Raw genomic sequence first — 13,796 nt, 5'->3', positions numbered from 1 at the left:
GACGGCATGTACCAAAATCTCAGCGTTGGATTTTGCAAGCAAAATCCGTACTCACTCGTTGTTCAGTTTTCAAAGATCAAACATTTCTTTTTCGCCTCAGGGTTTCTTTCATCCCCTCAGCAACTTTTATAGTATATCATGTATCTCTCAGTTGTGTCAACACTTTTTTTCAAAAGTGTTTTTCGCTCTACTTGATAACACTTGAAGCGACAAGAAATAATATATCATACTTCTATTATATTACGCAACTGTTTTTTTAAAAAAACTTACTTAAGTAACAATACACTCGATATATAGCTCTCTTTGAACCATTAAGTTAATGATTTCCCCGTTTACCTGCACCAACGGACGAGTCGGATGGTCTCGATCAGCAAATATAATTTCCCCTGTACGGTTATCATTGAGACGCACTTTGGTTCCGTTATTGAATTGAGTGAGCTTTTGGATGAAAACCTGTACAACACCCGGGTCCAGCTTACCAAATGATTCTGATTTGATTTGCTCCAGTACCAGATACGGGGATTGTGCTGGTCGGTAGGTCTTCTCCAGTGTCATGGCATGGAATACATCAGCCACTCCAACGATTTTAGCGTAAATATGAATTTGCTCCCCTTTGAGTCGCAATGGATATCCGGTACCATCCACTTTCTCATGATGCTGAAGAGCTGCCAGACGTACTCCTTCATTAATGGCCTTCACATTTTTGAGTAATTGGTAGCCTAATGAAGTATGCTGACGAATTTCTTCCTGCTCCTCCCACGTTAATTTAGAGGGCTTGTACAGAATGGCCGGGTCCATTTTAGCATTACCAATATCATGGAGTAATCCGGCAAAAGCAACCTGCATCCAGTCCTTTTGGGGCAAGCCAATCCATTGAGCAATAGAATACGAAGTCAGAGAGGTTAGTACCGCATTATGAAAAATATAATCAACTTCAATCATGACACGCGGAGTAAACGTCATTACATTATAGCGCTGGATGTATACCAGTAAGGCTTCCAACTGCCCCCGCAACTCATATATAGATAGATTAGATACGAGTACCGATTGGAATGCATTTTTCACGAGCATCACCATTTTGTCGTACTCTTCCTGGAATAAAACGGACTCATCCCGCTCCTCTAACGAAGGGGATTGCGCTTCAGGAGCCCCAACTCGAGCAGTAGCATGATCTTCACCAGCTTTTGTCGAACCATCAGGCCCTACTTCTACTTGCTGGATCAGGAATGCTTGTAAAATCTCCAAATCACGCGGTAGCAAAATACGGCCCTTCGGGAGCAGCAAGCTGCCCATTTCAGTAAATACGTCGCTTTGCAATCTAAGTCCTGCTTTTAATTCGGATACGGGTACTGTTGTCATGGTCAACCTCTCTGTTCTCATAACAGCAGCTCTAGCTGTCAGTTTTTATTATGTCATTATATTACTTGAACCTGATCCTGTACATTCATTTTATATGATTTTTAGCATACTTGCTGTATTCATCTGTCGGCAATAAAAAAAGACTCCCTGACCAATGGCCAAGGAGTCTTCCCCGTCATTTAAAAACCAATACCACTGTTTATATCGGTGGATTGTTACTCGTCCTCAGAAGGCTCCGAATCGTTACCTTGTGTACCTTCTACATCCGTACTAAGTGCTGAATCATCTGGTGATGGAGATGCACCCTCACCAACTTCTAGGTTAGTATCCTGCTCCTCGAGCAATTCATCGAGCAATTCATCCTGCTCCTCATTCTTGTTCGCACGACAAACGGTAGCAACCGAATCATCTTCGCGGATGTTGATCAGCCTTACCCCTTGTGTATTCCGACCCATCGTCGAAATTTCCTCCATGCTGGTCCGAATCAAGGTTCCACTGGCTGTAATGATCATCAGATCCTCTTCGGTTTTTACAACCTTGAGGCCAACAACTGGACCATTTTTATCCGTGACATTAATCGTCTTGATCCCCTTACCTCCACGGCCTTGGATACGGTAATCCAGTACAGGAGTACGTTTGCCATATCCTTTGGCTGTTACGATCAGGATATCCAGGCTGGTATCAACAATATCCATGCCTATTACAGCGTCACTCTTATCGAGAGTAATACCTTTAACCCCAGTGGCACTACGACCCATGGAACGTACATCACTCTCAGGGAAGCGGATAGACATGCCCTGCGCCGTACCAATGATCATTTCCTGCTGTCCATCGGTCAGCTTCACTTCGATCAGGGCATCATCCTCACGCAGGTTGATGGCAATCAAGCCACCCTTACGGATATTAGCGTAGTTATCGAGCGGTGTCTTCTTGATAATCCCTTGCTGAGTAGCAAAGAACAGATAGCTGTCCTCTACAAATTCCTCAATTGGAATAACCGCATTGATCGACTCGCCCTGCTCAATCTGAATCAGGTTAATGATCGGTGTCCCCCGGGCTGTCCGGCTCAGATCAGGAATCTCATAGGCCTTAATCCGATATACTTTACCCTTGTCGGTGAAGAATAACAAATGATGATGTGAATTCGTAATGAACAGATGCTCTACGAAATCCTCATCCTTGGTATCCATCCCCACTACACCACGACCGCCGCGTTTTTGACTACGATAAGTAGTCACGGGAAGACGCTTAATATATCCGGTATGGGTTACAGTAATGATAACATCCTCACGGGGAATAAGATCCTCATCCAGAATACTCTCTTCACCCACTGTAATTTCAGTACGACGTTCATCTGCGAAACGCCCTCTTAGCTCATTAAGCTCTTCGCTGATGATGTTAAGCACCAGATGCTCGTTGGCCAAAATTTCGCGGTATTCCGCAATCTTTTGCAACAACTCATTGTATTCGTTCTCGATCTTCTCACGTTCCAAGCCAGTCAGACGTTGCAGACGCATATCCAGAATGGCCTGAGCCTGCTCAAGAGACAGCGAGAAGCGTTCAATCAGTCCTTCACGCGCTGCTTCTGCGGTCTGTGAGGAACGAATCAATGCAATGACCTCGTCCAGATGGTCAAGGGCAGTGCGCAAACCTTCCAGAATGTGTGCCCTGGCCTCGGCTTTTTTCAGATCAAATTCTGTACGACGACGAATGACTTCAACCTGATGCTTGAGGTAATGATACAAGACATCTTTCAGGTTCAGAATCTTCGGCTCGTTATTTACAATTGCAAGCATATTGATACCGAAAGTGGACTGCATTGCCGTATGCTTAAACAAATTGTTCAGAACAACGTTCGGGTTCACATCCCTGCGCAACTCCATAACGACACGCATGCCTGTACGGTCCGATTCATCCCGCAGATCGGTGATGCCCTCAATACGTTTATCACGTACTAATTCAGCAATTTTTTCGACCAGACGAGCCTTATTTACTTGGTAAGGCAGCTCATGCACGATAATCCGTGCTTTATTGCCAATCTCTTCTATGGTGGTCTTCGCACGCATAGTTACAGATCCGCGGCCAGTCTGGTATGCCTGACGAATGCCCGAGCGTCCCAAAATATAACCTGCTGTCGGGAAATCCGGCCCTTGAATATAATCCATCAGTTCCATCGGTGTAATGTCAGGGTTCTCAATCAGTGCTTGTACACCGTCAATAACCTCTCCCAAGTTATGCGGAGGAATATTAGTAGCCATTCCGACCGCAATCCCGCCGACGCCGTTCACTAGCAAGTTAGGATAACGTGCAGGCAACACGACTGGCTCGTTCTCCTCACCATCGTAGTTCGGCATAAAATCAACGGTCTCTTTGTTCAGATCACGCAGCATTTCCATCGCGATCTTCGACAATCGCGCTTCCGTGTAACGCATCGCAGCCGCCATATCTCCATCAACGGAGCCAAAATTACCGTGTCCGTCCACCAGCATATAACGCAAAGAAAAATCCTGCGCCATCCGAACCATCGTATCGTATACAGCCGTATCACCATGAGGATGATATTTACCAATAACTTCACCGACGATTCTTGCCGATTTTTTGTATGGCTTGTCTGGCGACATGCCTAGCTCGGACATCGCAAACAAAATACGGCGGTGTACCGGCTTCAGTCCGTCCCGCACATCAGGCAAGGCACGGCTAACAATAATACTCATGGCATAATCCATAAAGGATTCGCGCATTTCCACTCCGATATCCCTGTTGATGATTTGCGAGTTTTTTTGATCCGCCATGCTGGTCCTCCTTCTCATCCTTCAATACATTGCTCTCTATGTGAAAAGCCTAACAAGACACTGCCTATATACTCCGCTCTGTGCGCAGGATTTTGGCTGAAATCCTCATCTGTATAATTATATTACTTTCACAAAAAGAGCACAATTAAACACATCTGTCCGCTTTACAGCGTAAAACCCTCAGAAGTTGCCCTTCTATGAGCAGCAGATGGCTAATGCATCGTACGGCTCACAGGTCCTGATCATGACAAATTCCCCCGAACTGGGGATTAGCCCCCACCCTGAAGGCCTTTTCCACATACAATACGTATACGGTCAGGGTTAACTGAGCACAATTCCGAAAAAACGCCGTATTTCTCTATTATATCATTGTTTTAAGCACTTGTCCTTTAGTTTCCCTTGTTTTGTTCAAGCGTTTTGAATTCCATGGAACGTGACTTACATTTTCAAAAGAAAGGGATGAGAATACTTGTCTATTCAACGAGTATCCAGTAAGTGGACCAAAACAAATGTCATCCTCCCCAATCCGTCGTTGTCCACTTATGTACCAGAAACACGTTTGTATGCAATGGAACACTTGAATGAAATGTTGGCAGTGTACGGAACCGTCTATATTAAGCCGGATAACGGTACTTATGGGAAAGGGGTTATGCGCGCAGAAAGACTCACTGAACCGCTTCCGCCGACTGAAGAGGGAATTATCGGGGAAAGAACGTGGTACATCCTTCGTTATGAGGTAGAGACCCACACCTTCGAAAATCCGGAAGACCTGCATAAAGCAGTTTCTCATCGCATACGGAAGCGCCCTTATCTAATTCAACGAGGAATCCCCCTTCTTCATCATGATGCGTGTCCCTTTGATCTACGGGTATTAACACAGATGAACTTGAGAAAGCAATGGGAGACAACGCTCATCATAGGACGTGTAGCTGCTCCTGACAAAGTCGTCACCAATCACCACAGCGGGGGCACAGTGCGCTTTTTCAATGAACTAGTAGCCCCATATCTGGATGTAAAGGAAGCGGTACGACTGGAGCAAAAACTATCGAAAATGGGCGAACGGGTAGCTTGGCAGCTACAAAAAAGATATCCTCGTTTGAGGGAAATTGGATTGGATATAGGACTGGATCAGCAAATCTATCCGTGGATTTTGGAAGTGAATACGAGACCAGCCATTAAAGTGTTCTCTTCCCTGCCCAACAAAAGCCTATATCATAAAATATTCAGGTATGCTGTAGGCTACGGCCGTTATACAGCATCCACGGGTAAACCTGCACGCACTAAGAAAAAGGCGTAAAGCTTTGATATTAAATATTCAAATTCTCCCCGACGGGTTAATGACAGGAAAAGGGACGCTCAATCTGAGCGCCCCTTGGCAAAATCCATCAATGAAAGCAGTTAATACAGCCGTCCATGATGGAATAGTGTAAATTTAAACATCAAGATTTTTCACGTACTTGGCGTGCTCCTGAATAAAGTCGCGACGCGGTTCAACATTATCGCCCATTAGGGTATCGAACATCGTATCAGCCAGCATTGCATCACTGATGGTAACTTGAAGCATTGTACGGCTCTCTGGGTCCATTGTCGTTTCCCACAACTGGGTTGCGTTCATTTCACCCAAACCTTTATAACGCTGTACGTTGTACTTCGCATTTTCTCCGAATTCACTGATGATAGCATCACGTTCGGCTTCAGAGTTTGCATAACGTACGACCTTATTGCGCTCTACCTTAAACAGCGGCGGCTGAGCAATATAGACATAGCCGGCGTCAATAATTTTACGCAAGTACCGATAAAAAAATGTCAGCAACAGCGTCCGAATATGGGCTCCATCGACGTCCGCATCGGTCATAATAATGACCTTGTGATAACGAGCTTTAGCAATATCGAAATCGTCGCCAATCCCCGTTCCCATAGCCGTTACCATTGACCGAATTTCATCACTGGACAAAATACGATCCAAACGTGCCTTCTCGACGTTCAGGATTTTACCGCGAATCGGCAAAATAGCCTGAAAGTGACGATCACGGCCTTGCTTGGCCGATCCGCCCGCTGAATCGCCTTCGACGATGTACAGTTCGCTAATCGACGCATCCTTGGAAGAACAGTCTGCCAGCTTACCTGGGAGGGAGCTGATTTCCAGCGCACTTTTACGACGAGTCAGCTCACGCGCTTTACGTGCAGCCTCACGAGCACGGGCTGCTTGTAATGATTTATCAACAACGCGACGGGAGACAGACGGATTTTCCTCCAGAAATTCCTGAAGTTTCTCTGCGAACAGGGATTCGACAATCCCGCGCACCTCACTGTTACCCAGCTTCGTTTTGGTCTGACCTTCAAACTGAGGTTCCGGGATTTTGACGGAGATAATCGCTGTCAGTCCTTCACGCACATCGTCACCCGTCAAGTTGGCGGTGTTGTCCTTGATAAAGCCATTTTTGCGTGCATAATCGTTAATGATCCGGGTCAATGCGCTCTTGAAGCCAGATTCATGGGTGCCGCCTTCATGGGTGTTGATGTTGTTGGCGAAAGAATAAATATTTTCGGTATAGCTGTCGTTATATTGCAGCGCAACTTCGACCTGAATCATATCGCGTGAGCCTTCGACATAGATCGGTTGCTCATGAAGTGCTTCTCTTTTCTGATTCAAAAATTGCACGTATTCACTGATTCCGCCCTCGTAGTGGAACGTATCACTGGCGCCAGTCCGTTCATCGGTCAAGCTAATCGCAATTCCTTTGTTCAGGAAAGCCAACTCACGAATCCGCGTTTGGAGCGTCTCATAGTCATATACGGTCGTTTCTGTAAAAATTTGATCGTCCGGGTAGAACGTCGTTTGGGTACCGGTTTCGTCCGTATCGCCAATGACTCTGACATCATACTGCGGAGCACCGCGATGGTATTCCTGCTCGTACATATGCCCATCCCGTTTGACGTGAACGACCATTTTGCTGGAGAGGGCGTTCACTACGGATACACCAACACCGTGCAGACCGCCGGATACCTTGTACCCTCCGCCTCCGAATTTACCACCTGCGTGAAGCACAGTCATAACGACTTCCAGCGCAGATTTTTTCATTTTGGCGTGTTCGCTTACTGGAATACCGCGTCCGTTATCTGTAACGGTAACGCTGTTATCTTCGTGAACGACAACTTGAATGCTGTCACAATAGCCTGCCAGCGCTTCGTCAATGCTGTTGTCCACAACTTCCCAGACCAGATGATGGAGCCCTTTGGCACTGGTGGAACCGATATACATCCCGGGACGTTTCCGAACCGCCTCCAGGCCCTCCAGGACCTGAATCTCACCCGCATCATAAGACGGTTGATTCATAGACATGCCTTTCACCTACTTCTATAGATTCTATGGTTAAGCATTGGCAACAAACTGGTTTGCCCGCTTTTTGAGAGTTGTTGAGGAGATGGGGGAATAATACACCGTATTTTGAGTCACCACGATGGACTTGGCTTCCTCTTCACCAATCATCTCGACATGCTTTTGCTGTTGGGCGTGGTTCACGTACTGCTTGGAGATTTTAGAGGATTTTTCAATCGAGATATCGAAAATAGCCACAAGCTCTGACGAGCGGATGATTTTTTCTCCACCCAGATGAATATACATAGCGGTCACTCACTCCTTAGTGTTCCACATGCCCGTCGTGGACGTGATAAATACTGGCATCCTTGAGCCGTTCTGCATTCAAGGTCTCAATACCAGTTGCCGTAATAAAGGTCTGTACCTTGCTCTGGAAGGTCTCGATCAGTTGGGTCTGACGGTAGGGGTCCAGTTCGGATAGAACATCATCCAGCAGCAGGACAGGATATTCACCAATTTCCTCATGGATTAATTCAATTTCAGCCAGCTTCAAGGACAGGGCAGTCGTCCGCTGCTGCCCCTGAGAGCCATACGTATGCACTTCCCTGCCGTTAATGGCAAAGGCCAAATCATCACGATGGGGTCCTGCCAAAGTCATACCACGGCGGATTTCCTGTTCCCTCATTTGGGATAACTTTATCATAAATCGCTCCAATAAGACAGCTTCATCTTCTTCCTCCGGCTCGCTGAAGGAGGGAACATAGGTTAATTTTAACTCCTCAGTCCCTCCCGCGATCCCTTCATGAATGGCCTGAGCCCACTTTTGCAGCTTTGTTATAAATTGTTTCCGCTTTTTAACAATTTTAACACCGTGCTCAACAAGTTGCTCATTCCATACCTCCAGCATGAGCTGTACGGAAGCCATATCTTTGCCCCAAGCTTGTTTGAGCAGGTTGTTACGCTGGACCAGCACTTTCTGGTATTGCTGCAAATGGTACAGATATCCCGGAGCAACCTGTCCAATTTCCATGTCAAGAAACCGGCGACGTACCCCCGGTGTTCCCTTGACGATTTCCAAATCCTCAGGTGCAAACATAACGACATTCAGCGAACCGATAAAATCGCTCAGCTTTCGCTGCTCCAGTCCGTTGATCTTCGCTTTTTTTCCTTGTGTGGATAACGACAGATCCAGCCTGATTTTTCCGTATTTTTTATCCACATCCGCAGCAAGGTGAGTTGAGGTAGCTCCGAAAGAGATCAACTCCTTGTCGCGCGACGTCCGATGACTTTTTGTCAGAGCCAGAACAAAAATCGCCTCTACCAGGTTCGTTTTGCCCTGCGCATTTTGTCCGATCAGCAAATTAACGGGCCCAAATTCATTCAGCTCCAGCTGTTCATAGTTCCGGTATTGCTGCAAAACAATATTGTTCACAAACACATAGGGTCCCCCTTGTTACTCCGCACCTAAAAGGAGTCCTTGCCGACCAGGCGATCATGCTCCTGCCGTGATCTCGAAACTTCCGTTGTCCTCTACTTCTACGGTATCGCCCGGGTACAGTTTTCTTCCGCGTCGTTCTTCCGGCTCACCGTTGACACGAACTTGCCCCTCCTGCAACAGAGCTTTGGCCATTCCCCCTGTAGAAACACAATCGGCTAATTTTAAAAATTGATCGAGCTTGATGTATTCGGTCTGTATAGATATCCGTTTCAAGGCTTGTTCATCCTTTCGCTTGTTCTCGGGTGGGTGACGCTAGACGTTAGTTGGTGGTGCGATATGGCAGGATGATGTACAGTGCATTGCTGGAGTCCGCCGGTTTTAAAATGATCGGGCTCATAATGCCGGTAAAAGCAATCGTCAGTTGCTCGCTGTCAATCACCTTCAGCACATCAAGCATATATTTCGAGTTGAACGAGATTTTGAGCGGCTCTCCCTCAAATTTGGAGACTGTGACTTCCTCACGTACTTTACCCAGCTCGGAGGAGCTGGAGGAAATCTCCAAGCCGCCGTTTTCCAGCGATTGCATTTTTACAATATTCGTTTTTTCCTCACGGGACAGCAAATAAGCACGGTCGATGGATTCGCTCAAACTTTTTGTATCCACAATGAGTTCTGTTTTGTAGGAGGTTGGAATAATTCTAGAAGTATCTGGATACGTTCCGTCCAAAATGCGGGAATAAAACAGAACCCGGTCAATTTTGAATAGTACCTGGTTGTCTGCTACGACGATATCCACAAGCATATTTTGATCCGGAATAATTTTGCTCAGTTCGTTCAACGTTTTACCTGCAATGACAACATTGCTGAAGCGCAAGCCTTCGGACGTTTCCAAACGGGCGCTACGGGTGGCGAGGCGGTGGCGGTCCGTTGCTACAAATTTTAATTCGCCCTCAGCCAAATTCCACAATACCCCTGTCAAAATAGGTGTCGTTTCGTGAGTGGAAATGGAGAAAACGGTCTGTTTGATCATGTTTTTGAGCAAATCACCTGGTACAGAGATAACCTGATTTTCTTCAATGCTCGGAAGCACCGGGAATTCCTCAGGGTCCAGACCCACAATCTGAATTTCGGTTGCACCGGATGAGATGAAGGTTTGGAAATGGTCTTTTACCTCCATGCGGATCTCCTGAGACGGCAGCTTCTTGATGATTTCGACAAAGAACTTGGCTGGCAGTACAACACTTCCCGGTTGTTCGACCTGAACGACGGTTTGGTCACCATCCTCCATCGGAATAAAGGATTGAATGGAGATGTCAGTATCGCTGGCAGTCAACGTTACTCCCTGATGATTCACATCCAGCTTAATACCACTCAAAATCGGAATCGTGGTCCGACTTGATATGGCCTTGGATACATGTTGTATAGCCTCGTTCAATACGTTTTTCAAAATGCTGATCTTCATAAGTTCCTCCTACGGGTTTTAATCCTTCAAGCACGCGTTGACGCGGGCCTTATTTAGGTGATGTATATCTTTAAAATCTATTAGTAATAGTAATAGGCGCACTGAATATGTGGATAAGTCGGTGTAAGCCTAATAAAATCAAGCCTATCCACATGTGTATAAGTTGTGTATAGGCTCTGAACTTGTTCAGGTTGGATTTTTGATTTTTTCGATTAGGCTGTTGATAACTTTGAACAGCTCCTGATCCACTTGAATGGATTTGGAGATTTTTTCGTGCGCATGAATGACGGTTGTATGGTCGCGTCCACCGAAGGCTTCTCCGATTTTCGGCAACGAATAGTCGGTTAGCTCGCGTGACAGGTACATGGCGATCTGCCGTGGAAAAGCCACAGCCTTCGTCCGCTTGCGTGCTTTGAAATCCTCCAGGCGCAAATTGTAAAATTCCCCGACTTGATGCTGTATATCCTGAATGGTAATCATTTTGGGACGACTGGAAGGAATAATGTCCTTTAACGCCTCGGCCGCGAGATGACTTGTCACATCCTGATTGGTCAGCGAGGAATAGGCAACAACGCGAATCAGCGCCCCTTCCAGCTCACGGATGTTCGTATCAATCTGGTTGGCGATATACATCATGGCTTCATTAGGAATATCCAGGTTCTCCGCTCTCGCCTTTTTCCGGAGAATTGCAATTCGCGTTTCCAGATCCGGTGGCTGAATATCTGTAATCAATCCCCACTCAAAGCGGGAACGCAGCCGTTCTTCCAGCGTTGGGATCTCCTTAGGCGGACGATCGCTTGAGATAATAATTTGTTTGCGTTCCTCATGAAGCGCATTGAACGTGTGAAAAAATTCCTCCTGCGTCGACTCCTTGCCTGCAATAAACTGAATATCATCAATGAGTAAAATATCAATATTACGATATTTGTTCCGGAAGCTTTCCCCGCGGTTGTCCCGGATGGCATTAATAAATTCGTTCGTAAACTTCTCCGATGACAAATACACGACCTTGCTGGCCGGGTTGTGTTCCAAAATATAATGCCCGATGGCGTGCATCAGATGCGTTTTTCCCAGACCTACGCCGCCGTATAGAAACAGCGGGTTGTAAGCTTTGGCCGGCGCCTCGGCGACGGCCAGCGATGCTGCATGGGCAAAACGGTTCCCCGATCCGATGACAAACGTATCGAATGTATATTTGGGATTCAGCATATGGGACACGGCTTCTTCATGTACGACCGGCTGCTGCTGAGGTTGTTGCTGGAGGTCGAACTCGGCGGGCTTGTTCTCCTCAATGACGAACTTGACCTCCAGCTGCTTGCCCAAAATTTCATAAACCGTTGCCCCGACTAGCTTGGTATAGCGGCTTTCAAGCCATTCCACGGCAAAAGTTGTCGGTGCGGAAATCACAATGGAGTGGTCATTCAGTTTCGCTGCCTTGGTAGCCTTAAACCAAGTGTCGTAACTCGGCTTACTCAGCTTGGTTTGTATGATGGATAGAATTTGCTGCCATAGTTCAGAGGTATGGCTGTCCACAGACGTCACTCCTTTTAAATCCTGACATTTTGCCGTTTAAGCTGCAGAGAGCTGCTCCCGGCGCTTCGGCAAAACGCCTAAAATCCCAAAAATGTTGTTGAAGGCCATAAAAAGACATACCGCCGCCTAAATCATGCGGCAGTGTGATGAGAGAACGCAGCACAAAATGGTCCTGAAAAAAAGCTAATGGAAAAATCCGCTGCTGATCGGCAGAAGAAGGCGATATTTCTCAGGAGGGTATGTGCGGCACGATCCGTTCTCTTGATCCCGCAGGCCAAAACGGGACTGCAATATGTCGAAATCAAATGAAAAATGTAGAATATATCCCCAGAATCCCGAATCCGCACAAAAATAAAAAGATGGATAAATTGAACTTGTTCACAACTTTATCCACAGGGTGTTGATAATATGGAGGGTAAAACAACATATTCACATTCAAAAGTAATATCATCATAGCAAAAGAAGCCTTGTATTTCAATGACTCATGGTTATTTATCCACAAATTCAATCTGTTGTGTACAATTTTTATTCACAACACAAGATATTGTTTATAATTTGTTCAGTTTTCGACAATAACTCTTTATCGTCTCAAAATGTTATGCACAGGTTATGACCATTTAAATCACAATTCAGCTTTTTTTGTGGATCTGTGCATAACAGCCGTTGCCTTTTGGTCACAGGAGGTGTTTTTCCTGTTGAAAATTTCCGGTAACGTTTCCGACAATATTTTTAATGATATGGTTATGATGCTTGGAAATATGCCGATCTCAAAATAGAGACGGTGTGAAGGAATAGGAAGGAAGAGCAAAAAGTAAGGAGTAGGAGTGGTGGAAGGAACGCAAAATGTAGACAAGCTGATATTGAAGAAGGAAGGTCAAAGAAAATCCGCGATAAAAAAGGACAAAAGAGCGTGGGATAAGTGAACTGGATGAAGGAGCAAAATCTCTGGGCGTGAAAAAGAGGGAGAGGATTGCGTGAATTGGGGGGAGGGATTAAGCTGTACATTGACTTTGGCCGCTATTTGTGGTTAAATGTACAAAGGTGTTTTTTGTGGAGATTGCTATGTTAGGTATATTCCATATAAAACGTATTCCTTGTAAGGAGGTGCAGTACAATGAGACCGACTTTCAGACCGAATGTCAGCAAGCGTAAAAAAGTTCACGGCTTCCGTAAAAGAATGAGCACAAAGAATGGCCGTAAAGTTTTGGCAGCTCGTCGCCAAAAAGGCAGAAAAGTATTGAGTGCGTAATGCGTGCATAAAGACCACTACGGTGGTCTTTTTTTTCATAATGGAGGTATTTATGGGGCGGATCGCTTTCCCTGTGTCTGTAGAAATGCAGTGAAAAAAGAGGGAGGAGCACCGCAACCTGCTCTATATTAGATGAAGCTTTTGAAAATGGATGTAAAATAAGCGAGATTACCATGGCGGAATGTTGTCCATACTTCTTACTATATAAGGGGTAAGGATTGGCATGCCGGCATGTGTAAAAGAGATGAGCAAGGAGAAGCGCCGTGCAAAAAAAATTGCGTCTACGAAACCGGGCGGACTTTGGGCGCGTATACCGCCATGGCAAATCTTTTGCCAACCATCAGTTTGTGGTGTACTGGTTCCGCCGCAGAGAGGTAGAGCAGTTCCGCGTTGGAATTTCGGCCAGCAAGAAGATCGGCAACGCAGTTGTCCGCAACCGGATGCGCAGGATCGTTAAGGAAATTGTGCGCCATCATGAGCATGAATTGGTGGAGCAAATTGACCTGATTTTTATCGTCCGCAAGGGAGCGGTTACAATGTCGTATCAGGAGCTGGAGAAAAGCGTGCTGCACGTTCTGCGCAAAGCCTCGCTGCTGAAGTCTTCACGCCGATAGTCAGTATCTTTGTCCTACAGGATATGGTAT

At 46.0% G+C, this 13,796-nt stretch carries 11 protein-coding genes; 3 read left to right on the top strand and 8 right to left on the bottom strand.

All coding sequences use genetic code 11. The features are described 5' to 3' along the window. Positions 1 to 270 precede the first annotated feature (270 nt). Complete coding sequence (locus ABH897_RS24560; protein ID WP_283654035.1) at positions 271 to 1,359, bottom strand: HD-GYP domain-containing protein; 1,089 nt, start codon at positions 1,357 to 1,359, stop codon at positions 271 to 273. A 215-nt stretch (positions 1,360 to 1,574) separates the two neighbouring features. Continuing rightward, positions 1,575 to 4,151, bottom strand: coding sequence for a DNA gyrase subunit A (gene gyrA, locus ABH897_RS24555; protein ID WP_283654034.1), 2,577 nt, complete (start codon positions 4,149 to 4,151; stop codon positions 1,575 to 1,577). Positions 4,152 to 4,620: 469 nt separating this feature from the next. Between gyrA and ABH897_RS24550 the strand changes: the two genes are divergently transcribed. Then, on the top strand, positions 4,621 to 5,448 hold the full coding sequence (locus tag ABH897_RS24550) for a YheC/YheD family protein (RefSeq protein WP_283654033.1): 828 nt from the start codon (positions 4,621 to 4,623) through the stop codon (positions 5,446 to 5,448). A gap of 135 nt (positions 5,449 to 5,583) precedes the next feature. On the opposite strand, the gene gyrB is transcribed toward ABH897_RS24550, so the two are convergent. From gyrB to dnaA, 6 genes are all read right to left on the bottom strand, one after another. Beyond that, a complete protein-coding gene (gene gyrB / locus ABH897_RS24545; RefSeq protein WP_283654032.1) occupies positions 5,584 to 7,494 on the bottom strand; it encodes a DNA topoisomerase (ATP-hydrolyzing) subunit B in 1,911 nt (636 codons plus the stop codon). A 30-nt stretch (positions 7,495 to 7,524) separates the two neighbouring features. Further along, positions 7,525 to 7,776: an extracellular matrix regulator RemB gene (remB, locus tag ABH897_RS24540; protein WP_007433255.1), complete on the bottom strand. Its 252-nt coding sequence runs from the start codon at positions 7,774 to 7,776 to the stop codon at positions 7,525 to 7,527. Positions 7,777 to 7,792: 16 nt separating this feature from the next. After that, a complete protein-coding gene (gene recF, locus ABH897_RS24535) occupies positions 7,793 to 8,908 on the bottom strand; it encodes a DNA replication/repair protein RecF (RefSeq protein WP_025683680.1) in 1,116 nt (371 codons plus the stop codon). Between the two features lie 54 nt (positions 8,909 to 8,962). Beyond that, the gene (gene yaaA / locus ABH897_RS24530) at positions 8,963 to 9,181 is read right to left on the bottom strand and encodes a S4 domain-containing protein YaaA (RefSeq protein WP_014279009.1); all 219 of its coding nucleotides are present in this window, start codon (positions 9,179 to 9,181) and stop codon (positions 8,963 to 8,965) included. A 46-nt stretch (positions 9,182 to 9,227) separates the two neighbouring features. After that, entirely contained in the window at positions 9,228 to 10,370 is a 1,143-nt protein-coding gene (dnaN, locus tag ABH897_RS24525; protein WP_025683682.1) for a DNA polymerase III subunit beta, read from the bottom strand. 186 nt (positions 10,371 to 10,556) lie between these two features. Continuing rightward, positions 10,557 to 11,903: a chromosomal replication initiator protein DnaA gene (gene dnaA, locus ABH897_RS24520; protein ID WP_014279007.1), complete on the bottom strand. Its 1,347-nt coding sequence runs from the start codon at positions 11,901 to 11,903 to the stop codon at positions 10,557 to 10,559. 1,114 nt (positions 11,904 to 13,017) lie between these two features. Here dnaA and rpmH point away from each other — a divergent pair. Together rpmH and rnpA are read left to right on the top strand one after the other, a co-directional pair. Further along, positions 13,018 to 13,152 carry a 50S ribosomal protein L34 gene (gene rpmH / locus ABH897_RS24515; protein ID WP_007433250.1) on the top strand — a complete coding sequence of 45 codons (135 nt, stop codon included), beginning with the start codon at positions 13,018 to 13,020 and terminating at the stop codon, positions 13,150 to 13,152. 263 nt (positions 13,153 to 13,415) lie between these two features. Further along, positions 13,416 to 13,766 (top strand): ribonuclease P protein component, encoded by a 351-nt coding sequence (gene rnpA / locus ABH897_RS24510; RefSeq protein ID WP_013312817.1) that lies wholly within the window; start codon positions 13,416 to 13,418, stop codon positions 13,764 to 13,766. Positions 13,767 to 13,796 lie beyond the last annotated feature (30 nt).

It is taken from the genome of Paenibacillus sp. RC73 (genome assembly GCF_044908085.1).
GTDB lineage: Bacteria > Bacillota > Bacilli > Paenibacillales > Paenibacillaceae > Paenibacillus > Paenibacillus terrae_A.
This window is presented reverse-complemented; position numbering and strand designations above follow the sequence as displayed.